The sequence below is a fragment of the Paenibacillus sp. FSL R5-0912 genome, from assembly GCF_000758605.1.
Lineage (GTDB): Bacteria > Bacillota > Bacilli > Paenibacillales > Paenibacillaceae > Paenibacillus_AQ.
This window is the reverse complement of record NZ_CP009282.1, coordinates 5,731,338-5,755,828: the sequence shown is the minus strand read 5'-3', so window position 1 is coordinate 5,755,828 and position 24,491 is coordinate 5,731,338. Positions and strand designations below refer to the sequence as shown.

Here is a 24,491-nt window from a genome sequence, read left to right as displayed (position 1 = left end):
TATAGGAGGAACAATAAATGGTCAAATTCAAACTTGTGCTGCAACTGCAGTATTATCGCATGCTGTTTCTGCTGGGACTGAAGAGCCAGGAAATATATTATATCGGGGGCAGTGAAGCGCTGCCTCCTCCGCTTACTCGGGAAGAGGAAGAATTCCTGCTGCAGCGGCTCTCGAGCGGTGATGCAGCGGTCCGGGCCATGCTGATTGAACGCAATCTGCGGCTGGTGGTGTATATCGCCCGCAAATTTGAGAACACAGGGATCAATATCGAGGATCTTGTTTCCATCGGGGCGATAGGACTGATTAAAGCCGTCAACACCTTCGATCCGGAGAAAAAAATAAAACTGGCCACCTATGCCTCACGCTGTATTGAGAATGAAATTCTGATGTATCTGCGGCGCAACAGCAAAACTAGAAGCGAGGTTTCGTTTGATGAACCTCTGAATATTGACTGGGACGGCAACGAGCTGTTGCTATCGGATGTGCTGGGAACGGAGAATGACACGATTTACCGGAATATCGAAGAACAGGTGGACCGCAAGCTGCTGCAGAAGGCGCTGGAGAAGCTCAGTGAACGGGAAAGATTAATTATGGAGCTGCGGTTCGGACTGCGCGGCGGTGAGGAAAAAACCCAAAAGGATGTCGCTGATTTGCTTGGCATTTCCCAATCCTACATCTCGCGGCTGGAGAAAAGAATTATCAAGCGGCTGCGCAAGGAGTTCAACAAGATGGTGTAAGCTGAGGGAACCGAGGAATAAAATGCCGGACCGGGGAGATAATGTACAGTAATGTTTCTCCTTGGGAGGTAAATCATCATGACCCGAAATAAAGTCGAGATTTGCGGTGTGGACACCGCTAAGCTGCCCGTTCTTACGAACGTGGAAATGCGGGCATTGTTCACTTCGCTGCAGCAGCAGGGCGAGCGATCCGCCAGAGAGAAATTGGTAAATGGTAACCTTAGACTTGTTCTTAGCGTAATTCAAAGGTTCAATAATCGTGGGGAGTTCGTGGATGATCTGTTTCAGGTAGGCTGCATCGGACTCATGAAAGCCATCGATAATTTTGATTTATCGCAGAATGTCAAGTTCTCTACCTATGCGGTGCCGATGATCATCGGAGAGATCCGCCGCTACTTGCGTGACAACAACCCGATCCGGGTATCGCGCTCGCTGCGGGATATTGCCTATAAGGCCCTTCAGGTCCGTGACAGCCTGACCAATCAGAATTCGCGGGAACCGACGATCCTCGAGATTTCAGAAGCGCTCGGTGTACCTAAAGAGGATGTCGTCTTTGCCCTTGATGCTATTCAGGACCCGGTATCCCTGTTCGAGCCGATCTATCATGACGGCGGTGATCCGATCTATGTGATGGATCAGATCAGCGATGATAAGAACAAGGATGTATCCTGGATTGAAGAGATTGCTCTTCGTGAAGCGATGCAGCGGCTGGGACAGCGCGAGAAACGTATTTTGTCCATGCGGTTCTTTGAAGGTAAAACCCAGATGGAGGTAGCGGATGAGATTGGGATCTCACAGGCGCAGGTATCGCGGCTTGAGAAGTCGGCTATCCAGCAAATGCAAAAGCATGTGAAGTCTTAAACAGCAGGCTATAGATAAGCGGGGGATATTCCGGAAGGCGCGTAAGCGGCTGCCCGGGGTATCCTTTTGTATGTAACAACGAATGCCGGAAATGAATTAAGACATGTTGCCAAGCCTTAAGGACATATACTGGAGCTATAGGTCTGAATGTACAGGGGTGGCAGGATGAATGAAGATTCCGTAGGGTCAGGCAAAAAGATGAAAATCTCTGATTTTCAAACCAAGGATGTTATTAATATTGTGGACGGCAAGCGGCTCGGACAGATTAGTGATCTGGAGCTGGATCTGCGCCGGGGGGTTATTGATGCCATCATCGTACCGGGATATACAAGGTTCATGGGACTGTTCGGAGGCGGTGCCGATCTGATTATCCCGTGGCGGAATATCGTCAAGATCGGTGCCGATGTCGTCCTGGTAAAGATTGAGGAATCCCGGATGCCTCAGGGCCAGGAAGAGCGGGAGATGATGTATTTGGAGCGGCCGGAACGCAGCGAGCGGCGCACTTATTGAACAGGTGCGTCTTTTTTCTGCGTATATGGGTAAAGGCATAGGGTGGGCTCAGGAGAGTGCAGCGTTACATCACTTTGTGGGGTAGAGTTTGTGGGGTAGAGTTTATGGGGCTGAGTTTATGTTACACTTAAGCGGAGGTGAAGATATGGAACCGTTTATGCGGATTGACGGAACGCCTAGGCTGCTTCATCTGGAGCCGTGGCGTGAGAAGTATAATGCAATCACAGCAGGATTCACAGGCAGAGAGGGCGGCAGCGGTACGAAGCCGTATGACAGCTTCAACTGTGCGCTTCATGTCGGTGATGATCCGGCTATTGTGCTTAGCAACAGGAAGCTGCTGGCCGAAAGTCTTGGTTTCGGGCTCCAGTCCTGGACCTGCGGAGAACAAACCCATGGTAAAGATATAGCTGTAATTACAGAACAGGACCGCGGAAGAGGCAGCCTGGACCGGTCTACAGCTTTTCAGGCTACCGACGGGCTTCTGACTAATATGCCGGGTGTGCTGCTGACTTCCTTTTATGCGGATTGTGTGCCGCTATACTTCTATGACCCCGTGTACAGTGTTGTGGGGCTGGCACATGCAGGCTGGAAGGGGACTGTGGCAGAGATCGCAGCAGCGATGGCGGACAGAATGGAACAGGAGTATGGAAGCCGTCCGGAGGATATCCAGGCTGCTATAGGCCCTTCGATTGGCGAATGCTGCTACGAGGTAGATGATTATGTAATGGACCATGTCCGCCGGCTGGAGGCCGGGCTGAACCCGCTGATGATGGTGGAAGGGGCGCCGGACTTATATAGAAGCTCGGATAAGGACAGCAGCAAAAGTATGCTGAACTTGAAAGAAATGAATCAACGCATTATGATAAAAGCAGGAATATTGCCGACTCATATCGAATGTACATCTTGGTGTACAAGCTGTAACAGTGATCTGTTCTTTTCGTACCGCAAGGAAAATGGGGTTACAGGGAGAATGACGAGCTGGATCGGAATAAAGGAGAGTTGAATGTTGGCCTCATTACAGGAAAGAATCGCCATCACCATGGAACGTGTCGCACAGGCCTGCGCGGTCAGCGGCCGTGAGGTGAGTGACGTCAAGGTTATCGCGGTGACGAAATATGTACCTCTGGACACGGTAGCTGCTGTACTGGAAGCAGGGCTCACGGAGATTGCGGAGAGCCGCTGGCAGGATGCAGAGCCTAAATGGAATGCGCTTGGACACAAGGGAATCTGGCACTTTATCGGGCATTTGCAGACCAATAAGGTAAAAGACGTTATCGGTAAATTTGAATATATACACTCGCTCGACCGGCTATCGCTGGCACGGGAACTCCACAAGAAGGCGGACGCCGCCGGACTGGATGTTAAGGTGTTCCTGCAGGTGAATATTTCCGGAGAAGATACAAAGTTCGGTTTACCGCCCGAAGCGGTGGAGGGGTTCCTGAAGGACATCGCCCCGCTAAACCGTGTGAAGGTAATCGGACTAATGACCATGGCCCCGCATGAGGAAGATCCGGAGCTTACCCGTCCCGTATTCCGGGGGCTGCGTGAGCTGCGTGATTCACTTAATCAGCTTGCTTTGACACCTGAGCCTATACAAGAGCTGTCGATGGGAATGTCGAATGATTTTGAAGTGGCGATACAGGAAGGAGCCACCCGGGTGCGCCTGGGTACGGTACTAGTAGGTCATTAGGAGGGAGATTGATGGGCGTGATGAACCGGTTTATGAGTTTCTTGGGTTTGCAGGAGGAAGAGGAAATAGTGGAGCGGGAGCAAATCTCCCGTGATGAGGATGAATACGAACCCGCCCCTGTAGAAACACGCAAAAATCAGCGGGCTAACGTCGTCAGTATCCATTCGCAAAAAAATGTGAAGGTTGTGCTCTACGAGCCGCGTTCATATGACGAGGCCCAGGAGATTGCCGACCATCTGCGTGCTCACCGCACGGTAGTTATTAATTTGCAGCGGGTGCGTAACGACCAGGCAATGAGGATTATTGATTTTTTAAGCGGAACAGTTTATGCCCTGGGTGGAGGAATATCCAAAATTGGGGGCAATATATTTATGTGCACTCCAGATACAGTGGAAATCCAAGGCTCCATAACAGAAATTCTTGGTGACGATCAAGACTACAACAGAATGAGGTGAGCAGGTTTTGGATCAAATATCTTCGATTATAGACATGCTATTTACAATTTACTATTACATGATTATCGTATACATTCTCATGTCCTGGCTGCCTAATCTGCGTGAGAACTTTATCGGTGAACTGCTCGGCAAGCTTGTCGAGCCGTATCTGACGCCATTCCGGAAGATTATTCCTCCGCTATTCGGAACGATCGACATCTCCCCGATTATTGCGATTGTCGTGCTCCGGTTTGCGGTAGGCGGGCTTCATTCCATTGTGGCCCTGGTGTTCGGCTAATCACATGAAGAATGAAATTTACGGCCACTTCCACCCGGATGAACGGCAATTTGTGGACAAGGCCTGGGAATGGGTTACGAATGCAGGAGAGTACCATGAGACCAAGCTGACCGAATTTCTCGATCCCCGTCAGGGATATATACTGCAGAGCCTGGTGAACCGCCATCCCGATGTCATTGTACGCTGGGAGGGCGGTTCTGACGATGCCGAGCGGAAGCGGGCTATGGTTGCGCCGGATTACCGTGATCTCACGGGTGAGGACATGGAGCTGAAAGTGCTGGCCATTACCTCGGGGGAGCAGAAATTCCTTGCGCTGGAGCATGGTGATTATATGGGCGCCATCCTGGGACTCGGCATCAAAAGAGGCAAGATCGGTGATATTCATGTGCTGGAGGACGGCTGTCACGTTGTGGTAGCTGAGGATATTGCCGATTATCTGTCCATGAATCTGACCGGTGTGCACCGGATCAGCGTTAGTACAGAGATATTGACGCTATCCGGCTTACGCAGCAGCCAGGTTAAGCTCGAAACGATGGATTTCACTGTGGCTTCTCTGAGACTTGACGGAATTGCAGCAGATGTGACCCGGCTAAGCCGGAGCAAAATTCTGGCTCCTATCAAAGCCGGACGTGTGCGGGTGAACTGGAAAGTGGAGGAAGATCCGTCCTGCAGTCTGAAAGACGGTGATGTAGTTTCTATCCAGGGTTTCGGACGGTTCAAGGTGCTGGAGATCGGCAGCTTGACGAAGAAAGGCCGTTACCGGATTCTGGTAGGCAAATTTGTCTGAGTTCTTTGCAGGATTACAGGCGTGCTTGTCGAAATTGATATTCTCAGGGAAACACCCCCCTTACACTTGGGGATATCCAAGCAAGCAGTCTTTCATCTTTGTCTTCCGGACGGAATATCGTTCAGGGACAATGGATGTCCGAAATTTCTAGGAGGTGCACAGCATGCCATTAACACCGCTCGATATACATAACAAGGAATTCTCTCGGAGAATCCGCGGTTATGACGAAGATGAGGTCAACGAATTTCTGGATCAGGTCATTAAGGATTACGAAAGCGTTATTCGAGAGAACAAAGAGCTGCACAACCAGCTTTTATCCATTCAGGAGCGACTTGATCATTTTGTCAATATTGAAGAAAGCCTGTCCAAGACCATTATCGTGGCTCAGGAGGCAGCAGATGATGTGAAGAACAACTCCAAGAAAGAGTCACAGCTGATCCTCAAGGAAGCGGAGAAAAATGCGGACCGGATCATCAACGAAGCGTTGTCCAAATCCCGCAAGGTAGCGATCGAGACAGAGGAGCTGCGCAAGCAGGCTTCCATCTACCGCACCCGTTTCCGGACCCTGCTGGAAGCCCAGCTGGAGCTGCTGTCGCAGGATGACTGGAATGCGCTTGAGAGCCGCGAGGTAAGCGAGAACGCGCTTTGAGCGCGGATACAGTCTTATGATCCGAACCTCCGGGACGATTCGGAACGCATGTGAGTAAAAAACTCCTTAGTAGAAGTGATCTTGTTTGTTTTAGAATAAACAAGACTTCTACAAAGGAGTTTTTTTGTTTGGATTTTTAAGCAGGTGCATATACTTTACCAGTGATACTCACTGGGCCTGTTATAGTGATGTCTCCCTGAAGGTCCTCCTCGTTTGTGGCAAACACTTGAAATGCATGGAATCCAACGGAAACATTCGTAAGAATAGTCTGGAACGTTGTGGTCATTTCAAGTGGTCCATCTTCATCGTTTGAAATGGACTCATGTTCAGTACTACCAACTGCCACTCCATCCATAAGGACTTGAAGTAATAGTATCGGCTGATCTGGTGGTGTAGCAAAAACGTTTGTCACCTGCCAACCTACTATAGTAGTGAGTTCTACAAAATTGGTTGCAGTAGGAACATTCATACCAAATGCTAATATCAAGGTTGGTGTTGCATCAATTGGGACAATTACTCCGTTGTGTAAATTGGTCTGTAGACTTCTAGCAAATTCAACTAAAGTATGTGCCATAAGTTCACCTCCACATATTTCATAGAAGCATTATATGGTGATTATTATTTTATGCTTGTGGCAATATCCTATAAATTAAAAAAAATCTTATATTTTCAAGGGAGGAAGATAAATGAAAATTCTTTTTATTACTTCGGGTTTTCGAGCAGTGTATTCCTTTTTTGAGCAAACTATAGTAGAAGCATTACATAATGCAGGTCACTATTGTGAATCTTTTACATTAAATAATGGCTTAAATGCATTAAAGCTTAAGAAGCAATCCTTGCAGCCAGAGCTAATATTGGTCATGGCCGGCTTGAAAATCTCCAAACCTATGCTGGAATTCATAAAACAAACAAAAGTAAAGTCAGCCATCTGGATGACGGAGGATCCATATTATATGGATTGGACCGTTCCGTTAATCCCTTATTTTGACTACATTTTCACCATTGATCAAGCTGCATTAGAACAATATACACAACTTGGGCATCCACAGGTGTATCATCTGCCACTGGGAACAGATCCGGAAATATTTCATCCCGTACTAGTCTCTGATGAGTTCACAAGTGATATTTGTTTAGTGGGAGTGCCTTACAGTAACCGGATTGAGCTTATTGATTTCTTGCTGGAGAGAACAGATTATCAAATACAAATCGTTGGGAGAGGGTGGGGGAAGTATTATAATGAATGGGTTAAAAAAAACCGGGATTTAGATTTGGTGAATGCATGGGTAAAGCCTGAAACAGTTGTTAATTACTATAATGGTTCCAAGATCGTTTTAAATTGTCACCGTCTTTCTAATGAGAAATACAATAAAAATCGTATAGGTATTATTGCTAAAAGTATCAACAACCGTACCTTTGACGCTGCCAGTTGTGAAGCATTCCAGCTTACAGATTTCAAAGAAGAGCTGGCAAATCATTTTGAGGAAGGGAAAGAAGTTGTTTCTTACCAGGATAAGCATGATTTACTTGAGAAGACTCATTATTATATTGCACATGACGAAGAACGCAAACAAATTGCTGAAGAAGCTAGAAAACGTGTTCTGATTTCACATACTTTTCAGCATCGGATTCATCACTTGTTGCTGAAAGTTCAATCTTAAAGATCATAATTTCCCGGGATAAAAGAACGTTTGACAGGAAAACTGTTAAGCGTTTTTTTACTATGCGACTGTATATGCAAAAAAACATTATGTAAATCGTTGAAAATTTAGTCTTCTAACCTATTACCTTTTTGTTCTCTAGTCATATTATAGGGAGTAAACAGCAAGGGAGGTTATATGTTGGGTACCTATAATCATGACTAGTAGAACGCTCATAAAATAACGTTCGTAGGCTTAACGCTCTAACCCGTATTTCCAATGATGCGGGACAGGATTATTGTTGACCTCTTCAAGATACAACTCAATTCTTTGTTTGAGCTCTTCCTTCGATTTGACACGAAGATGCCTTAAAACTTGTTTTGTCATTTTTGCAAAGAAGCTTTCAATTACGTTTAGCCATGAACCATGTTTTGGTGTGAACGTAAATTCAAACCGTTCAGGTAAGGTTGCTAGATAGGCATTGGTCTCTTTGGAAATATGGGCAGAGTGGTTATCCAGTATGATTTGGATGCGTAATTCATGGCTATAAACAATTCACAACTCCGGTGACGCTCCTGCATTCATACCCTTCAGCCACTGCATGTTCTCGAACGTACTTAGCCAGAAGACGCTGCGTCCAAACCTCATACGAATAGCCAATCTTCCTAGGCCTTTGACAAACCAGTGAGATAACCCATGCCTTGGCTTATGGGGCTTGTGGAACGTTATGCTAGTTACAATATGCTTGTTATATCACGCAATCCATTCAATCCATTTTAACTAAAAAATAATGTAATTATAAGTGAAAAGTAGAAAGAAGGAAGGTTTTAGAATTGGAGAAGAACTCACCATATTCTAATTTAAAAGAAAAATTAATTTCTCTAAAGGCTAAAGTTGGCGTAATTGGACTTGGCTATGTAGGGATGCCTTTAGCAATTGAATTATCAAAAAAAGGTTACCAAGTTTATGGAATTGATATTAATGTAGAAAAAATCAGTAGATTAAAGAACATGGATTTCTATATGTCAGGAGTAAATAAAGAAGATTTACACGAAGTGATAAACAGTAAAAAATTTATTCCTACAAATGATTTTTCAGTAATTTCATCTTTAGATTCTATTAACATTTGTGTTCCTACTCCTTTAACAAAGGATAACATCCCGGATATGTCGTATATAAAATCAGTAGTTGAAGAAGTAAAACAATATATGCATAAAGAATTACTCATTATTTTAGAAAGTACTACTTATCCGGGTACAACAGAGGAATTGATCGAATATGAATTGACCCAAAAAGGATATAAAGCTGGCGAGGATTATTTTCTTTGTTTTTCCCCAGAAAGAGTAGATCCTGGTAATGGAAAATATAATACAAAAAACATACCAAAAGTAATTGGAGGAAAAACAAAATTCTGTACTGAAATAGCAACCTTGTTATATAAGGATGCCATTCAATCACTTGTGACTGTTTCTTCCCCTAAGATAGCCGAAATGAGTAAGCTTTTAGAAAATACATTTCGCAGTGTGAATATTGCATTCATTAATGAAATGGCCATGTTATGCGAAAAATTAGAAATAAATATATGGGAAGTAATTAAAGCGGCGAGTACAAAACCCTTTGGTTTTATGCCCTTTTCTCCTGGCCCTGGTGTTGGAGGACACTGCATTCCTCTTGACCCTATGTACTTATCATGGAAAGCAAGAGAATTAAACTTTTATAGCCGTTTCATTGAATTAGCACATGAAATAAATCATTATATGCCGGAGTATGTGTTAAATAAGGTTGAAATAGCGCTTAATAAGGTTAATAAATCTGTCAGAAACTCTAAAATATTATTACTAGGCATGGCGTATAAGCCGAATATTGATGATTTACGGGAATCTCCTAGTCTTTCGATCTATCATACATTAAAAGAAATGGGCGCTATAGTTGAATACAATGATCCTTATGCAACCCAGTTTACAGATAATGAAGGAAATATTGTACATTCCATTGAATTGGATCATCAAAATCTTCGTAATTTTGATTGTATTATCTTATTAACAAACCATAATGTTTATAACTACCACGAGATTTCGGAAAATTCCAACTTAATTATGGATACAAGAAATGCCTTTAAAAATATAGATAAACCTAACATTGTAAGGATCGGAGATTCTCATCCAGGTTGCTGAGCTTCATTCAGCATAACAGGTACCTGGCTCAGACTTTTGCGTTAGCAGACGCTGTGTAAGTGGTACACGTTTAGATTAGCAAACATACTGGAGGTATTTACTAATGGAGCAAAACAAAATAATATATCAATCTGAAGTAGGTACTTCAGTCGGTCAAATTAATAAAAATAAAGTTGTCGTTTATACTGCTATCACAGCTAATTATGACAATCTTTATGAACCCCAGTATAAATCCGATAAATTTGATTATGTATGCTTCACTGATAATCTGGATATAAAATCAAATTTTTGGAAGATAATACCCTTCCCGCGTGAGAATCTTGATTCGACAAGAAAGGCAAGATATGTAAAAATACAACCTCACTTGTTTTTTCAAGACTATAACTACAGTGTATGGGTAGATGCAAATATTACTATCGTTGGAGATCTACACGAGTTGCTGCAAAATTATTTGAAGGAATCTTCACTTGTCTTTTTTAGGCACTCTGATGGAAGAAACTGCATATATAAAGAGGCAGAAGTTTGCATACGGAGAAACAAAGATGACAAAAATGTCATTCTTGCCCAAGCTGAAAAATATGAAAAAGAGAGATATCCAGAAAATAATGGCCTTATTTCTACTGGAGTAATTCTAAGGAGACACAATGATCCAAAAATTATAGAAACAATGGACGCTTGGTGGAATGAAGTTGAAAACTTCAGTAAAAGAGATCAGATGAGCTTTAATTATATCGCTTGGAAGTATAATACCCCTTTTTCTATTCTCGATGATTACATTAGGGATAATAAATACTTCAAATGGAGAATTCACGACCATGAGACAAATCGAAAAAAATCTTTGATCTAATGTCAATACGAAGTATTAAAGTCACGAAGAATGAATATTTCGGTGGGATAGAGCCATTGAGTTAATAAGTGAGAGCCAGCCGGGGAGGGGGCTCTCTAAGCGAAAGTGACCGTTACTTGCATGGACAGCTCGATGCAATGCTAATGGTCAAAGAAAAAGGGTGATAATAAAATGAGGTTCAGTGGTAGCGATAAATTAACCATTCAATCCATATTTAAGGAAGTAATGAATAACTTCACATATGAATTCTGGGTTAAGCCTGAAGCAACTCATCAAATTAGAAAAGAGTCAGTTATAGGTGCTTCAGGTATTTCAGATCAAAGGTATGTTATTGCAGCTGGTTATGGGGGCGATAATGAGTCTGCTGGAACAGGAGTGTCAGTAGGGACGAATGGTATTTCAGTTTTTGAACATACAGCAAATCATCTGCCAGCTACTTTAGTATATGAAACAAGTATTACTGACTGGACTCACATTGCAATTGTTTATCGTGATAAAACCCCATATCTTTTTATTAATGGTGAGATTAGAAAAATGGGTTTGAAAAGCCTGAAAACAAATGTTTTTGCTTCAGGGATAATCGGGGGTCTGAGTAATTACGGTTTTTTTATTGGTGAAATTACTAATGTTAGAATTTGGGATTATGCTAGAACAAAGAGACAAATTTACGAAAATATGAATAATGAAATGACTGAAAAAAAACCGGGCTTAATAAGTTTGATTTTAGAAGAAGACAGACTGAATAAGCAAAATCTAATAAGTAATGATGAACGTAATGAAACTAATACTGAAGAAATTGATGTAATCATTTGTGTGCATAATGCTTTAGAGGAAGTAAAAGTATGTCTCGAGTCATTAATTGCTAAGAGAACATTAAGCTTTAATATTATTATAGTTGATGATGGCAGTAACAAGGAAACAAGTAGATTTTTAAGGGCATATGCTGAAGTCTATAATTGTAAGCTTATTAGAAATGATTATGCACAAGGATATACAATTGCCGCTAATATAGGGTTGCTGGCATCCTCTTCTAAATATTGTGTGTTACTTAATAGTGATACAATCGTTACACTTCGCTGGTTAGAAAAGCTAATTGCATGTATGGAATCTGAGAAGGCTGTAGGTATAGCAGGTCCTCTTTCCAATGCAGCTTCTTGGCAATCCGTACCAAAATTGTTTGATCAAAATGATTGGGCAATAAATTCACTCCCAGAAAAAATGAACTTGGAACAAATGTCAAATGTAGTGGAAAACCAGTCCGATAAATGTTATCCAGAAGTTCCACTTTTAAATGGATTTTGTTTAATGGTTAAAAGAGAGGTTATAGATAAAATTGGTTATTTTGATCAGGAGACTTTTTCAGAAGGATATGGCGAAGAAAATGATTATTGTATCCGAGCAAAAAATGCTGGCTTCAAACTAAAAGTAGCCGATGATTGTTACTTGTATCATTATAAATCTAGTAGTTACACGAGTGACCAAAAAAAATTGTTGAAAAAACAAGCAGATAAGCTAATTTGCAGAAAGTATTCCAGTAAAAAAATAAGAGATTGTATGACAGTTTTAAAAGAAAATAAGGAACTAAACACTTTGAGGGAAAAAGTTGAAAATGCGATAGAAAACGGTGAAAAGTTTAAAAGAAGTAATATCTCGATTTTATTTATTTTGCCAACAAAAGGAGGAGATGGGGGATCACACTCAGTTGTACAGGAAACAATGGGACTTCGTACATTGAATATAAATGCAAAAATAGCCAACAATCTTAACCATAAGATTCCATTTTCCGAAAAATACTTAAATGTTGATGAATTTTGTGTTTATTATAAAAATAAAGATGAATTAATTCGCCTTTCTCAACACTTTGACATCGTAGTAGCTACCGTATTTACAACGGTGAAAATGTTAAAAAACATCATCGAATGTCACCCCTATATAAAACCCTCCTACTATATACAAGATTATGAACCATTGATGTTTGATAAAGATCATCATTGGTATAAAGAAGCGATAGAATCTTATACATTAATTCTAAATAATAATGCTTTTGCCAAAACGAATTGGATCCGTAATATAATAAAAGAAAATCATGGAATTGAGGTTTATAAAATTGCTCCGAGTTTAGACAACATGCTTTTTAAACCTGCAGTGACAATAAATAATAGTAAAAAAGATGTTGTTCATATTGTGGCAATGGTCAGGCCAAAAACTCCTCGAAGATCGCCTAAAGAAACAATGAATGTGTTGAAAGCGATAAAAGAAAAATATAATTCAAAAATAGAAATTTCTATATTTGGTTGCTCTGATAATGAATTGAACTCTTTAAATGTTCCTTTGAATTTTGATTTTAAAAATCAGGGGATACTCCATAGGGAACAAGTTGCAGAGCTTTTACAAGACTCCAATATTTTTATTGATTTATCAACTTATCAAGCTTTTGGACGTTCAGGATTAGAGGCAATGGCAATGGGGTGCTCTACTATCCTTCCAAAGATAGGAGGAATATATGAATATGCGGTACATGGATACAACAGTTTTTTAGTGGATACTGCTAATAATGAAGAGGTTATTCATTTTATAAGTTATTTAGTAGAAAATAAAAGCATAAGAAATAAATTTTTCTTCAATGGAATAGAAACTGCTAAAAATTATTCGATAGAAAAAGCAAGTCTTTCGCTGTATCAGTTTTTCGATCATATGTTAAATAATAAAGAAAAAGGGAATTGACAGAATACACATAAGTCAATTCCCTAATTCATGTCCACTTGATTGTAATATTGATTATACCAGGTTATAAATTTGTTGATACCGTCGTCAATGGATGTATTTGGTTTAAAGCCTACATCTTCAAATAAATTTTTTATGTCAGCATAGGTTTGGTACACATCCCCAGCTTGCATTGGATAATATTCTTTAATCGCTTTTTTACCAGTTGAATATTCAATCGCTTGAATTAAATCTATTAGTCTTTCAGGTTTATTATTCCCAATATTATAAACCTTGTAGGGTAAGGTTTTATTAACTATTGCAGGAGAGTTTTCTATAAGTCTAGTGACACCTTCAATAATATCATCAATATAAGTAAAATCCCGGTACATATCTCCATTATTAAATACTTTTATCATTTTATCTTCAATAATAGCCTTTGTAAAAGAGTAATATGCCATATCAGGTCTTCCATACGGACCATAAACTGTGAAGAAACGCAATCCGGTTGCAGGTATTTTATAAAGGTGACTATAAGCATGTGCCATTAGTTCATTAGACTTTTTTGTAGCTGCATATAAACTAACGGGTTGATCAACCATGTCTTCTGTTGAAAATGGTATCTTTTGATTAGAACCATACACAGAACTTGAGGAAGCATAAAGCAGGTGGCTTACTTTGTGGTGTCTACACATCTCGAGAACATTGAAGAATCCCACAATATTGGATTGTATATAAACATGTGGGTTCTCAATGCTATATCTTACACCTGCTTGTGCCGCCAGGTTGATTACTATATCAATATTGTTTTTTGAAAACAAGTTTTCAAGATAGTCCCTGTCAATTAAATCTGCTTTATGGAAAGTGAAATGATCAAATTTCTTCAATATGTTTAAACGGCTAAGTTTAAGGTTCACGTCATAATAATCGTTCATGTTGTCGTATCCTATTACTTTGCAACCCATGCTCAATAACTTTTGGGAAAGGTGCATACCAATAAAGCCGGCTGCACCTGTAACAAGATATGTTTTTGTGCTATCCACAGGTTTTAAATTCATTTTACACACCTACACCATAGTATTTAAATCCTTTTCCGGTTAATTCTTGTTTATCGTAAATATTTCTAAAATCAAAGAAATACTTTCCACTATTCAGTTCATCATATTTATCAAAATCCAGGTTTCTGAATTCATTCCATTCAGTGAGAATCAAAGTAGCATCCGTATTTGTAATAGCCTCGTAAGTTTCTTCACACCAAATCAGGTTATCTTTTATATCATGAAGACGCCATGTACCTTCTTCACGTCCTTTTGGATCATATACCTTTAGCTTTATGCCATACTTCACTAATTCTGGTAAGATGACTAATGAAGGTGCTTCCCTCATATCATCTGTATTAGGTTTAAAAGTAATCCCTAGAACCGCTATAGTTTTCCCCTCAACTTCACCCAGAGCATCCACGATCTTATCTACCATTCTAAGTTTTTGTCTTTCATTAGCTTTTATAGTAGCTTCTATTAAAGAGAGAGGTTCACCGCTATCTTGGGCAATTTTGACGAGAGATCTGGTATCCTTTGGAAAACAGCTTCCTCCATAACCAGGACCTGCATGTAAAAATTTGGGGGAGATGCGTCCGTCCTTTCCCATTGCTTTAGCTACTTTTTGAACGTCAGCCCCCACCTTTTCACAAAGATTAGCTACTTCATTAATAAAGGTGATTTTCATGGCAAGAAAGGCATTTGATGCGTACTTAATGATTTCTGCCGTTTCAATGTTCGTGATGACAAAAGGAGTTTCATTGATATATAGGACTCGATATACGTCTTTCATTAGATTGATAGCTTTTTCATTCTCAGCACCGATAACTACTCTATCGGGATGAGTAAAGTCTCTAACTGCAGAGCCCTCTCTTAAAAATTCAGGGTTTGAAACCACGTCGAAAGTATAGTCTACCCCTCTTTCGTTTAGAGCATCTTGCACCAGTGACTTGACTTTTTGTCCTGTTCCTACGGGTACAGTCGACTTATTGACAATCACCTTATATCCATTCATGTAAGTCGCTATACTCTCGGCAACAGTAAGAACATATTGAAGATCAGCACTTCCGTCATCTGCTGGCGGTGTTCCAACCGCAATGATGATAATGTCATTTTTTTCTACAGCATCCTGGATATTAGTTGTAAAATATAGTCGTTTATAATAATAATTTTTTTCGAGCATTGTTTCTAATTCTGGCTCATATATGGGCATAATCCCTTGTTTTAAACGAGCAATTTTGTTTTGATCAATATCAACACATGTAACTTTATGGCCAAAGTCTGACAGGATTGCTCCCGACACTAAACCAACATAACCTGTACCTACTACGGCAATTCTGGACATTAATTACACCTCTTATATACCTTTTAAGTAGTAGAGATTTAATATCTGATCAAACCTTTTTGCTACAGCATTATAATTGTAGTTCTCTAAAATATAAGGCTGTATCTCACTTAAATACTTTTGTCTTTGTTCCTCATCACTAAGGATGGAAAGAGCCTTTTGTAATTCATTTTCATTATTGACAATGGCATAATCTAACTTGAACTTACGAAGTAACTCAGAATAAGCAGCAGAATTTGATACAATTGTGGGAATACCATTTGCAATCGTCACTAGCAATCTGTTATTGCTCTTTTGTTTTTCCAAACTATCGTGAGACAAAAAGCATAGACTATAGCGTTTTAGATTATTAATAAATCCTTCATATTTCCATTCTATTAACTCAACATTGTCTAATTTAATGTCTTTATTGCCTATAACACCTATTGAATATTTAGGTTGCGCGGATATATAATCAATTGCCCACATGGCTGATTCTAAATTACCTAGTTGGTGATTACCAAACCAAACTACTTTTCCGTTAAACGGTGAAAGGGAAGGGTTCAATTGTTCAACATAATCGATACCATCATTCAAAATGCAACAAGGTTTACCTAGCTTCAATTCCTCTATCCGCGCTTTTTGAGTTTCATTTGCAACAGTAATTAAATCAGCTTGCTGCGCAACTTGGTTAAATGATTCTCTGGCATCATCGTACTGCCGCCCTACCACATCATAGATGAGAAAAACCTTTCGTTTCTTTTTTTGATCTAGAATTTTTATTAAATTTTCTTGTGAAGCGGTTTGATTCACAACAATAATGTCAGCATTCTCCGGATCATCAAGATTAGCTATATACTTGTTGGGAAATAACTTTTGAAGATGATCTATTAGATATAAAGCCCGAAGTCTTGATGTGGCATTTTTTATAAAAGGCCTTCTTTTTGGGATGAATGTTATCTTAATTGGATTTATTCCCACTTTTACGCCCCTCCCAAAATAGTCTTATATAATAATATGCGTTAAATTTTGTTATGCTTAATTAAAATGCCTAAACGGTCTGCAAAATATATTCAAGAATTTTTTGAAACAAAAGGTTTTTTTATGAATTATTTTTATGTTTATACCCAATGATATAGGGATTTATACGAATTTGTTGGCCAATTTTGATTTCATTTGCAGTGATTCCCAATTTCCACAGACAATACACTAGAGAACACTGATCTCGTTCGCTTCCAGTAGCGATTTCGTTCCACCAAAGTTCATTCAACTGGTTTATTTTTTCCGTGTTTTTTCTAATAATAAATCCACTCTCAAATAATCCATAATCACGAGGAAATCCTTCATTTAGATACTTTATTTTTACACGGTCCGCAATTTCGGTGCTTACTTTGTTGACTTTTAAACAGTGTTCTAATTCTTGATAGGTGCAGCTTCGTCTTGGATGCTTGTATAAGGCAATATCTTGGCCCTCTAGACATTCCACTATCATCTCATAAATATCTTTTGCTTTTAATTTGAAATTTGCATCCAAATAAATGCTTAGGTCATGTTCTGGTAGAAATTTATGAGATAACAATTTGATTAAACGAGCCATTTTTCTTGGGCTTTCAAATTGGTTTTCCAATACTTTAATCGTCCATTTTTCAGACTTTATGCTCGGGTCATCCGTAAACAGAATATAATCCACACTTTTATCTATACATAAGGGTTCTTTAACGGAATCATGATCACCAAATAATGAAGTATAAACAACTACCTTCATAGTATGCCCTCCTCAAGTCTATTAGCGAATGATCGCTTAAGATAACTTACGTATCACATAATGTCCAAAAGAGGATGGGGCGGGTTGTCCGAAAATAGCTGGAGTAGTTGTCCGGGACCGTAAACCCGTCAAGGCCACGAAGCGTTCATTTAGCCTTGACGGGTGTTTTCAAATAGAAGAAATCGGCAGCCATCCCATTGGACTGCTTAATCCTCGAGAGTCCTCACATATTTTTCTATTATGTTGCTAATATATTTGTGATCCACGTTATCATAACAAGGAAGAGTTACGGTATTTTTTTCAAGATATTTTGCAATTGGCTGAACACTATTATACTTGTTCTTATAATAAGTTGTGTTGCTCAGGCAATACGTTCCTATTGTGGATTCAATTCCATTTTCCGTTAAATAAGCGATTAAATGATCTCTATTCATCCCTTCGGGAACCCTAAAAACGAGGGATTGAATATTATGAATCACATTGTCCAGTGAATTTTGCCTTTTAAAACCTAAAAGATGGAGTCTCTTTTTATACTCGTCAGCTATACAGTTCCTACTTTTCACAATTGATTCTAATTTAATTAATTGTTGTATTCCCATTGCTGCCTGAAGCTCCGATAGTCTGTAATTATATCCATAATTAATGAAGTCAGCCATTCCATCTCGGACAATCGCTCCATGGTTTAATTTAACACTCATAATTTCCGCGATTTCTTTCTTATTGGTTGTAATCACTCCTCCTTCGCCAGTCGTAAGCAATTTCCGGGGATGAAAACTAAAACAGGTAAGATCTGCGATTGTACCTACTTTGACTCCATTTTCACTGCTCCCGATGGCACAAGCAGCATCTTCAATCAACGGTATTTGATGTTTTTCACATATCCCTTTTATTTTAGATATTCCGCTTGGGTTTCCGAACGCATCCACGAATATGACTGCTTTTGTTTTTTTGGTTATTTTCCTTTCTAGTTCTTCCGGTTTCATATTGAAAGTATCCTGATCCACATCCGCAAAAATTGGCATCGCTCCGATATCCTCTACAACATTTACGGTTGCCGGAAAAGAAAAGTCGGATACGATCACCTCGTCTCCCAATCCTATTCCGAGTGATTTTAAGCACATTGTCAATGCTGTAGTCGCAGAGGTGGTCAGGAAGGCATGATCGACTCCTATATAAGTTTTTATTTCCTGTAAGAATTTGTTTGCATATTCTCCTTTGGTAAAAGTTCCAGATTCAAATATTCTTTTGAAATCTTCTTCAACTTCTTGAAAGGTAATATAAGGTTTTATTAATTTTATCATTTAAGAACATTCCTCTTGTTATATATTTCTTTATACCATCGCACCGTTTTTAATAACCCTTCATCAAAATCCACTACATTAAAATCAATCATCGACTTGATCTTTTGATTGCCTGCATGATGACAGGCTACATCTGCCGCTCGACAATCTTTATATAATATAGGACCTTTATAATTGAGGATTTTTGATATTTTTAAGATAATGTCTTTAATGGAAATGTGATTACCGGCTGCAATATTTACACAATCTCCACGTTTAATCACATCATAAACCTTGATTATAGAATCGATTGTATCTACTACATAAATATAGTCTCTACTTTGTAGACCGGTTCCATGGATTTCCGGAGCATCACCATTTAACAATTTCATAATCGTTGCAGGAATCACTCCTGATAGAGGGCCTTCATAATTTTGCCTAGGACCATAATTATTAAAGGGTCTGACGATAAACGCATCCAGACCGAACATGTTAACATAACTGTGTAACATGGTGTCAGCAGCGGCCTTGCCTGCAGCATAGGCCGTAGTTGGAAGTATCGGATGCTGTTCATCCATCGGCTCATATTGTGCGCTGCCATAAACCTCAGATGATGAAAAGTGACAGAGTGTTTTAAATGCTCCTTTTCTCTGTAACTCAAGCAGATTATTTAAAACGATCACATTTGTCATATAGGCATTCGATGGATTGATAAAGGAATAATTCAATGCCTTGGTGGCACAGTTGAAAACAATATCAATCTTATGTTTTTCAATTATATATTCCAGAGAGCCTTTTAATTCAGCATCATCTACATATAAGACCATTCCCTTGGACAATGCGTCTGATAAGTTTTCTCTGTTTCCTAAAAACATATTGTCAACAACTATGACTTGTTTCGCTTCATTCATCATTAATTGTTCTACCAAGTGACTCCCTATAAATCCCGCACCGCCGGTAACTAATATCGTGCTATTTTTTATTTTAGGCCTCATAGTCCACCTCCACTTGTTACTTGTTCCCCTCGATGTATGCTCTAATCATCTGTGCGACTTCCAAGGCTTTGGATGCTTCTTCAGGTCCTACAATGGAACAATGCTTCATTCGAATGGATTGTACAAAATGATCGATTTCAGCCAAAAGGGGTTCAGTGTTGGGAACGATGATCTTTTCAACTATACTTTCTTGTCGGTAGGATAGATTTTTTTCTATAACAGAATCCACTTTTTGATAGATAAATAACTCTTTGGTCATATAGTCAGATTTGATCAACCGATCTCTTTCGGTGATTGTCAACGTCCTTACTTTTTCCTGGGATAAGCGGTTGGCTACCAGATTTGCTATGACCCCATTTTTGAAAGTAAGCACAGCATTAGCCACATCCATCTGCCCAGATTCCGTCAGGCTATAACCTACCGCAGAAAGGCTTTGAATCGGACTTCCGACCAAACTTAAGACAATATCAATGTCATGGATCATAAGGTCGAAAATAACATCTATGTCTATCACTCGGTTGAGGGACCCTAATCGCCTCGTTTCAATGGAAATCATTTTGGGGCGATTGATAATTTTGTTTAGCTGTTGAATTACCGGATTGAATCTTTCCACATGTCCTACCTGAACAATGACATTCTTAGCCTTGATTAATGGTTTGATTTGTTCCACCTCTTTCATCGAACTGACGAATGGTTTCTCAACCAAAACATGTTTTCCTTCCTGCAATGCCTGTTGGATGAAAGTGAAATGTAAACTGGTTGGAACAGAAATGATGACTGCATCCACTTTTTTTAATAATTCACTAAATGACGCAAAAGGAAAAACATCGTACTCATTAGCTATTTTCAGGCACCGTTTCATATCGTTATCATAAACACCAACAAAATGGACATTTTTCATCTTATCCAGGGTCCGGCAATGATTCATGCCCATAATTCCGACTCCGGCTACCCCAATATTAATTAATTCCATTACTATCACCCTTAAATTCTTTAATTGAGGATATTACATCATCTTGTTCGTATTCTTTTAACGTTGGATAAATCGGCAGGGCCAGGATTTTTTCCGAAACCTTTTCTGCTATTGGAAAGTCTCCTTTTTGATAATCGAGTTCCTGGAAGACAGGTTGAAGATGAAGGGGTAGGGGATAATAGATGCCTGTAGCAATTTTTCTATGGTTTAGGTATGAGGCTAATTCGTCGCGATTGTCTGTTTCAATGCTGTATTGGTGAAAGACGTGTTCCCGATTCTTAACCGTAATAGGGGTTTTAACCAAACCTATCAACTTTTCTGAGTAGCGGTTCGCAATTTCTCTCCTTTTTTGATTCCAATCATCTAGTCTCTTCAATTTCACTTCTAATATGGCTGCTTGGATTTCATCTAACCGGCTGTTTAAACCGATATCAGAATGTATATATTTTTTTTCGCTTCCATGATTTCTCAATACTTTAATTTTTTCATATAAATCCTTATCACTCGTTACTACCATACCTCCATCTCCATATGTTCCGAGATTTTTGGAAGGGAAAAACGAAAAACAACCTGTATCACCAAATGATCCTACTTTTTTTCCATTAAAAGTGGCTCCGATGGATTGGCATGCATCCTCAATAACCTTTAAACGATATTTTTTGGCTATTTCCATAATCTTTTCCATATCTGCCGATTGTCCGAAAAGGTGTACAACCATAATTGCTTTCGTTTTTTTTGTTATCGCTTGTTCAATCAAAGCGGGGTTCATATTATACGTTATGGGATCAATATCGACGAAAACAGGCTTTGCCCCGACACGAGCAATAACCTCTGCTGTGGCAAAGAAGGTAAAGGGGGGAGTAATGACTTCATCTCCATCCCCAATAGACATGGCTTCCAATGAAAGAAGGAGTGCATCTGTCCCATTCGCAACCCCAATGCCATAAGAGGTCCCTACGTATTCGGATAACAATTTTTCAATTTGCTTTCCTTTATTCCCTAGAATATAGGATCCACTTTCCAGAACTTCATGCACTGACTTCTGTATCTCATCCTTTACACTCTCGTATTCCGCCTTCAAATCCAATTGAGGTATCATTTGTTTTCATTCCTTTACAAGGTAGTTTCATCCGGTACTTTTCTTGCCGGGTTTCCTACAACTGTCTCAAAATCCGGCACATTTTTTGTCACAACGGCCCCTGCACCAACCACAGTATTCTTACCTATAATGATGGCAGGTAACAATGATGCATTATTGCCTATTTTTGCTCCTTCCTTAATATAAGGACCTCTCAATGTATATTCTTTTGCTCCCATATATTTATCATTGGACATGGAAACGCAGGGACCAATGAAGACGTGATCTTCAATCGTAGTATCTGCCGTAACATAAGCTAAGGTTTGGATGGTGCAATGCGAACCAATGGATGTATTTAATTCAACCATGGCACCTCGACCTATGACAGTATTCGCTCCAATCCGTACTTTTTCACGGATACTTGCTTGATCCCCGATGAATGCTTCTTCAGAGATTATAGTTCCCGTGTAAATCGAAACATGATTTCCTATTTTGACATTAGATTTGATCTCAAGTGGAGGTAAAGTAGTCTCCGTTTTTCGCATATTTGCATTTCCACCGGGATAAACCCCGATAATACAGTGAGATCCTATCGTTACGTTATCCCCAATTCGGGTATTTCCCAAAATAGCCGTATGATGCCCGATAGAAACGTTTTTCCCTAATACGACATCCTCCTGAATTACGACCATTTCACCTATATTTGCATTCTCTCTAAATCTATCAATCATTTGTATCCCTCTTTTTGGTATCAAATTAAAAAAATGTAACTCCACTTTCTTATATCAATTGTGAGTACCTAAGATACCCTTAATCATATTTACTAACTCTAAGGCGCGTACCGTCGCTGAATGTTTTGTATGAACCATTCTATAACCCTCATTTGCCATCTTTGCCCGTTCTTGATCATGGGTTAAATAGAACTCAATCTTCTCCATGAAATTCTTTTCATTAATAGAGGCAAAGTGTACATCCGGTATAAATCCTATATCCTCTAGCTCTTGTAAGGGGGGCGCAAGCAAAAGAGTGTTGCAAGCCGGAACTTCAAAATACTTTGCTAATGGATAATGGAAAGTTGAATCACATGTTAAAAATAATTTTGCTCGATTAATTTCCTTAGCATATTTTTCTCCTATAATAATATTTTTTCTGGTTTCATCCTGGTTTTCGTAACCAGGGTGTGGATGATAAACAAAAAAAGGCTTATCTATTAAAGCATCATACATGACTTTTCTTAACGGATAATACCGCCTTGCTACCCCCATCATTAAACAATCGATGTCTTTAGGTAACCCATAATCTTTAAAGACCTCTTCATTGGCAAAGTGAGGCAGCCACCTCATTCTTTGGAGATATTTGGGATACCTATTTATAAAGTAATCTCGACAAAGTGTAAAAATATATGGAACCTGATTCTGCTCAATAAAAAGGATACGTTCTTGCACGAGTCGATGAAGATCATACATGAAAACACCGAATGGGATATTAAGAGAGGAGAGTCCGGTGATGACGGGAGAACGATTGTCGACCGGATCATTGATCAATATAAAATCCGGCCTAAACCTGATATGATTCAGGATATTTTGAATATCCCCTGGCTCACTCCATAGCACTAAATCGCTTACCTTAGACAATGCCTGAGAGAGATAATATGGATGTTTTTCCGTCTTTTTGGAAAAATCACGGCTAATATATAATATCTTGAGTTTTTCCATAAGCTACTCCTTTCAAATTAGTCAATACAATCCACTCATGAAAAATCCATCTACAAGTTTCAAAATTATAGTATGCATTGGATGTTTAACATTCCATAGACATGAATGGAATTTCCGATAAAACACATTTTTAATGCCTCATACATTAATATAACTAATCGAATTTCAAGGAGGGTGTAATAATGACAATCAGACCCATTGTTATCTTAGGTACAGGTGGAAACTGTATTGATATTTTGGATACAATAAATGACATTAATGCTATTCAATTAAAATATGAATGTGTCGGATTTCTTGATGATAACCCAGATCATTGGGGACAAAGGATTGCGGGGTTACCCATTCTTGGCCCGCTTCCCACTGCCATAGATCTTCCTTCATCGCATTTTTTTGTGAACGGTATAGGAAGTCCCCGGAATTTTTGGGAAAAAGAATCTATTATAGCAAAGACGAAAGTCGGTATCGAAAAATTCGAAACTATTATTCATCCTACTGCCCATATATCAAACATGTCTGATATTGGTCGGGGGACGGTTATTTTCCAGAATGTCACGATCACATCAAATGTTAAAATTGGTGATCATGTAATCATCCTTCCAAATACAGTGATAAGTCACGATGATGTTATCGGCGATTACTCCTGTATTGCAGGTGGAGTTTGTATTTCCGGGGTTGTTGCAATTGGTAAATCATGCTATATAGGAACAAATAGCTCAATAAAACAAAATGTATCCATAGGTGATTTTTCACTTGTTGGGATGAATAGTGCCGTTTTGCGTGATGTTCCGAAAAACAATGTAGTTGTTGGTAACCCAGCAAAATTTTTAAGATATACCCGCTGATGTGGCCGGGGGGGATACAATCAGTAGCCTTTTTTTTCAAATGAAGTGACAATGATTAAATTTGAGACATAAGTTAATTGAGGATGTGAGTGGAAAATCTAAGAACGAGTGAGTAAACAAGAGTATTTATTATTTTATAGTGGGAGGAAAGGAGG

At 39.3% G+C, this 24,491-nt stretch carries 26 protein-coding genes; 14 read left to right on the top strand and 12 right to left on the bottom strand.

Annotation, left to right across the window (positions count from 1 at the left end; genetic code table 11):
* Nucleotides 1-17: 17 nt before the first annotated feature.
* The 9 genes from sigE to R50912_RS24375 all read left to right on the top strand — a co-directional run bounded on the left by sigE (nt 18) and on the right by R50912_RS24375 (nt 5,966).
* Nucleotides 18-737 carry an RNA polymerase sporulation sigma factor SigE gene (gene sigE, locus R50912_RS24415; protein WP_039304286.1) on the top strand — a complete coding sequence of 240 codons (720 nt, stop codon included), beginning with the start codon at nt 18-20 and terminating at the stop codon, nt 735-737.
* A gap of 78 nt (nt 738-815) precedes the next feature.
* Nucleotides 816-1,598, top strand: coding sequence for an RNA polymerase sporulation sigma factor SigG (gene sigG / locus R50912_RS24410; RefSeq protein ID WP_039304289.1), 783 nt, complete (start codon nt 816-818; stop codon nt 1,596-1,598).
* Between the two features lie 165 nt (nt 1,599-1,763).
* A complete protein-coding gene (locus R50912_RS24405) occupies nt 1,764-2,108 on the top strand; it encodes a YlmC/YmxH family sporulation protein (protein WP_039304293.1) in 345 nt (114 codons plus the stop codon).
* A 145-nt stretch (nt 2,109-2,253) separates the two neighbouring features.
* Nucleotides 2,254-3,111 carry a peptidoglycan editing factor PgeF gene (pgeF, locus tag R50912_RS24400; RefSeq protein ID WP_042238523.1) on the top strand — a complete coding sequence of 286 codons (858 nt, stop codon included), beginning with the start codon at nt 2,254-2,256 and terminating at the stop codon, nt 3,109-3,111.
* Complete coding sequence (locus tag R50912_RS24395; RefSeq protein WP_042238522.1) at nt 3,112-3,798, top strand: YggS family pyridoxal phosphate-dependent enzyme; 687 nt, start codon at nt 3,112-3,114, stop codon at nt 3,796-3,798.
* A gap of 11 nt (nt 3,799-3,809) precedes the next feature.
* Nucleotides 3,810-4,253, top strand: coding sequence for a cell division protein SepF (locus tag R50912_RS24390; RefSeq protein WP_039304302.1), 444 nt, complete (start codon nt 3,810-3,812; stop codon nt 4,251-4,253).
* 34 nt (nt 4,254-4,287) lie between these two features.
* Nucleotides 4,288-4,530, top strand: coding sequence for a YggT family protein (locus R50912_RS24385; RefSeq protein ID WP_042243191.1), 243 nt, complete (start codon nt 4,288-4,290; stop codon nt 4,528-4,530).
* 4 nt (nt 4,531-4,534) lie between these two features.
* Nucleotides 4,535-5,317 (top strand): YlmH family RNA-binding protein, encoded by a 783-nt coding sequence (locus R50912_RS24380; RefSeq protein WP_042238520.1) that lies wholly within the window; start codon nt 4,535-4,537, stop codon nt 5,315-5,317.
* 163 nt (nt 5,318-5,480) lie between these two features.
* Complete coding sequence (locus R50912_RS24375) at nt 5,481-5,966, top strand: DivIVA domain-containing protein (protein ID WP_039304308.1); 486 nt, start codon at nt 5,481-5,483, stop codon at nt 5,964-5,966.
* Nucleotides 5,967-6,102: 136 nt separating this feature from the next.
* Here the strand turns inward: R50912_RS24375 and R50912_RS24370 are convergent, their stop codons facing one another.
* Entirely contained in the window at nt 6,103-6,540 is a 438-nt protein-coding gene (locus R50912_RS24370) for a hypothetical protein (RefSeq protein ID WP_042238517.1), read from the bottom strand.
* Nucleotides 6,541-6,652: 112 nt separating this feature from the next.
* Here R50912_RS24370 and R50912_RS24365 point away from each other — a divergent pair, with 112 nt between their 5' ends.
* Nucleotides 6,653-7,624, top strand: a complete 972-nt coding sequence (locus R50912_RS24365) for a CgeB family protein (RefSeq protein WP_042238516.1) — start codon at nt 6,653-6,655, stop codon at nt 7,622-7,624.
* 234 nt (nt 7,625-7,858) lie between these two features.
* Here the strand turns inward: R50912_RS24365 and R50912_RS34510 are convergent, their stop codons facing one another.
* Nucleotides 7,859-8,125, bottom strand: coding sequence for a transposase (locus R50912_RS34510; protein WP_442950530.1), 267 nt, complete (start codon nt 8,123-8,125; stop codon nt 7,859-7,861).
* 311 nt (nt 8,126-8,436) lie between these two features.
* On the opposite strand from R50912_RS34510, the gene R50912_RS24360 reads away from it, so the two are divergent.
* From R50912_RS24360 to R50912_RS34505, 3 genes are all read left to right on the top strand, one after another.
* The gene (locus tag R50912_RS24360; RefSeq protein WP_042238514.1) at nt 8,437-9,777 is read left to right on the top strand and encodes a nucleotide sugar dehydrogenase; all 1,341 of its coding nucleotides are present in this window, start codon (nt 8,437-8,439) and stop codon (nt 9,775-9,777) included.
* Between the two features lie 103 nt (nt 9,778-9,880).
* The gene (locus tag R50912_RS24355) at nt 9,881-10,624 is read left to right on the top strand and encodes a glycosyltransferase domain-containing protein (protein ID WP_052416665.1); all 744 of its coding nucleotides are present in this window, start codon (nt 9,881-9,883) and stop codon (nt 10,622-10,624) included.
* Between the two features lie 171 nt (nt 10,625-10,795).
* Complete coding sequence (locus R50912_RS34505) at nt 10,796-13,348, top strand: glycosyltransferase (protein ID WP_052416664.1); 2,553 nt, start codon at nt 10,796-10,798, stop codon at nt 13,346-13,348.
* 23 nt (nt 13,349-13,371) lie between these two features.
* Here the strand turns inward: R50912_RS34505 and R50912_RS24340 are convergent, their stop codons facing one another.
* The 10 genes from R50912_RS24340 to R50912_RS24295 form a co-directional block, all read right to left on the bottom strand.
* Complete coding sequence (locus R50912_RS24340; RefSeq protein ID WP_042238511.1) at nt 13,372-14,385, bottom strand: GDP-mannose 4,6-dehydratase; 1,014 nt, start codon at nt 14,383-14,385, stop codon at nt 13,372-13,374.
* Between the two features lies 1 nt (nt 14,386).
* Entirely contained in the window at nt 14,387-15,709 is a 1,323-nt protein-coding gene (locus R50912_RS24335) for a UDP-glucose dehydrogenase family protein (protein WP_042238509.1), read from the bottom strand.
* Between the two features lie 12 nt (nt 15,710-15,721).
* Nucleotides 15,722-16,669, bottom strand: coding sequence for a glycosyltransferase (locus tag R50912_RS24330; RefSeq protein WP_042238507.1), 948 nt, complete (start codon nt 16,667-16,669; stop codon nt 15,722-15,724).
* A 121-nt stretch (nt 16,670-16,790) separates the two neighbouring features.
* On the bottom strand, nt 16,791-17,453 hold the full coding sequence (locus tag R50912_RS24325) for a glycosyltransferase domain-containing protein (protein WP_042238505.1): 663 nt from the start codon (nt 17,451-17,453) through the stop codon (nt 16,791-16,793).
* A 206-nt stretch (nt 17,454-17,659) separates the two neighbouring features.
* Nucleotides 17,660-18,754 (bottom strand): DegT/DnrJ/EryC1/StrS family aminotransferase, encoded by a 1,095-nt coding sequence (locus R50912_RS24320; protein ID WP_042238502.1) that lies wholly within the window; start codon nt 18,752-18,754, stop codon nt 17,660-17,662.
* Entirely contained in the window at nt 18,751-19,728 is a 978-nt protein-coding gene (locus tag R50912_RS24315) for an NAD-dependent epimerase/dehydratase family protein (protein ID WP_042238500.1), read from the bottom strand. The genes R50912_RS24320 and R50912_RS24315 overlap by 4 nt, the downstream gene beginning before the upstream one ends.
* Before the next feature lie 16 nt (nt 19,729-19,744).
* Complete coding sequence (locus tag R50912_RS24310) at nt 19,745-20,701, bottom strand: Gfo/Idh/MocA family protein (protein WP_042238498.1); 957 nt, start codon at nt 20,699-20,701, stop codon at nt 19,745-19,747.
* A complete protein-coding gene (locus tag R50912_RS24305; protein WP_042238496.1) occupies nt 20,688-21,800 on the bottom strand; it encodes a DegT/DnrJ/EryC1/StrS family aminotransferase in 1,113 nt (370 codons plus the stop codon). The genes R50912_RS24310 and R50912_RS24305 overlap by 14 nt, the downstream gene beginning before the upstream one ends.
* 14 nt (nt 21,801-21,814) lie before the next feature.
* Entirely contained in the window at nt 21,815-22,510 is a 696-nt protein-coding gene (locus R50912_RS24300; protein WP_042238493.1) for an acyltransferase, read from the bottom strand.
* A gap of 54 nt (nt 22,511-22,564) precedes the next feature.
* The gene (locus R50912_RS24295; protein WP_042238492.1) at nt 22,565-23,494 is read right to left on the bottom strand and encodes a glycosyltransferase family protein; all 930 of its coding nucleotides are present in this window, start codon (nt 23,492-23,494) and stop codon (nt 22,565-22,567) included.
* 182 nt (nt 23,495-23,676) lie between these two features.
* On the opposite strand from R50912_RS24295, the gene R50912_RS24290 reads away from it, so the two are divergent.
* On the top strand, nt 23,677-24,336 hold the full coding sequence (locus R50912_RS24290) for an acetyltransferase (protein WP_042238490.1): 660 nt from the start codon (nt 23,677-23,679) through the stop codon (nt 24,334-24,336).
* Nucleotides 24,337-24,491: the final 155 nt, after the last annotated feature.

What these genes read in the sequence shown, in the direction of transcription:
- R50912_RS24355 (WP_052416665.1), top strand. Translation starts at nt 9,881, where the DNA reads ATGGAGCAAAACAAAATAATATATCAATCTGAAGTAGGTACTTCAGTC.
- R50912_RS24375 (WP_039304308.1), top strand. Translation starts at nt 5,481, where the DNA reads ATGCCATTAACACCGCTCGATATACATAACAAGGAATTCTCTCGGAGA.
- R50912_RS24380 (WP_042238520.1), top strand. Translation starts at nt 4,535, where the DNA reads ATGAAGAATGAAATTTACGGCCACTTCCACCCGGATGAACGGCAATTT.
- R50912_RS24405 (WP_039304293.1), top strand. Translation starts at nt 1,764, where the DNA reads ATGAATGAAGATTCCGTAGGGTCAGGCAAAAAGATGAAAATCTCTGAT.
- R50912_RS24295 (WP_042238492.1), bottom strand. Translation starts at nt 23,494, where the DNA reads ATGGAAAAACTCAAGATATTATATATTAGCCGTGATTTTTCCAAAAAG.
- R50912_RS24300 (WP_042238493.1), bottom strand. Translation starts at nt 22,510, where the DNA reads ATGATTGATAGATTTAGAGAGAATGCAAATATAGGTGAAATGGTCGTA.
- R50912_RS24365 (WP_042238516.1), top strand. Translation starts at nt 6,653, where the DNA reads ATGAAAATTCTTTTTATTACTTCGGGTTTTCGAGCAGTGTATTCCTTT.
- sigG (WP_039304289.1), top strand. Translation starts at nt 816, where the DNA reads ATGACCCGAAATAAAGTCGAGATTTGCGGTGTGGACACCGCTAAGCTG.
- R50912_RS24320 (WP_042238502.1), bottom strand. Translation starts at nt 18,754, where the DNA reads ATGATAAAATTAATAAAACCTTATATTACCTTTCAAGAAGTTGAAGAA.
- sigE (WP_039304286.1), top strand. Translation starts at nt 18, where the DNA reads ATGGTCAAATTCAAACTTGTGCTGCAACTGCAGTATTATCGCATGCTG.
- R50912_RS24390 (WP_039304302.1), top strand. Translation starts at nt 3,810, where the DNA reads ATGGGCGTGATGAACCGGTTTATGAGTTTCTTGGGTTTGCAGGAGGAA.
- R50912_RS24305 (WP_042238496.1), bottom strand. Translation starts at nt 21,800, where the DNA reads ATGATACCTCAATTGGATTTGAAGGCGGAATACGAGAGTGTAAAGGAT.
- R50912_RS24335 (WP_042238509.1), bottom strand. Translation starts at nt 15,709, where the DNA reads ATGTCCAGAATTGCCGTAGTAGGTACAGGTTATGTTGGTTTAGTGTCG.
- R50912_RS24395 (WP_042238522.1), top strand. Translation starts at nt 3,112, where the DNA reads ATGTTGGCCTCATTACAGGAAAGAATCGCCATCACCATGGAACGTGTC.
- R50912_RS24315 (WP_042238500.1), bottom strand. Translation starts at nt 19,728, where the DNA reads ATGAGGCCTAAAATAAAAAATAGCACGATATTAGTTACCGGCGGTGCG.
- pgeF (WP_042238523.1), top strand. Translation starts at nt 2,254, where the DNA reads ATGGAACCGTTTATGCGGATTGACGGAACGCCTAGGCTGCTTCATCTG.
- R50912_RS24385 (WP_042243191.1), top strand. Translation starts at nt 4,288, where the DNA reads ATGCTATTTACAATTTACTATTACATGATTATCGTATACATTCTCATG.
- R50912_RS34505 (WP_052416664.1), top strand. Translation starts at nt 10,796, where the DNA reads ATGAGGTTCAGTGGTAGCGATAAATTAACCATTCAATCCATATTTAAG.
- R50912_RS24310 (WP_042238498.1), bottom strand. Translation starts at nt 20,701, where the DNA reads ATGGAATTAATTAATATTGGGGTAGCCGGAGTCGGAATTATGGGCATG.
- R50912_RS24325 (WP_042238505.1), bottom strand. Translation starts at nt 17,453, where the DNA reads ATGAAGGTAGTTGTTTATACTTCATTATTTGGTGATCATGATTCCGTT.
- R50912_RS24370 (WP_042238517.1), bottom strand. Translation starts at nt 6,540, where the DNA reads ATGGCACATACTTTAGTTGAATTTGCTAGAAGTCTACAGACCAATTTA.
- R50912_RS24290 (WP_042238490.1), top strand. Translation starts at nt 23,677, where the DNA reads ATGACAATCAGACCCATTGTTATCTTAGGTACAGGTGGAAACTGTATT.
- R50912_RS24340 (WP_042238511.1), bottom strand. Translation starts at nt 14,385, where the DNA reads ATGAATTTAAAACCTGTGGATAGCACAAAAACATATCTTGTTACAGGT.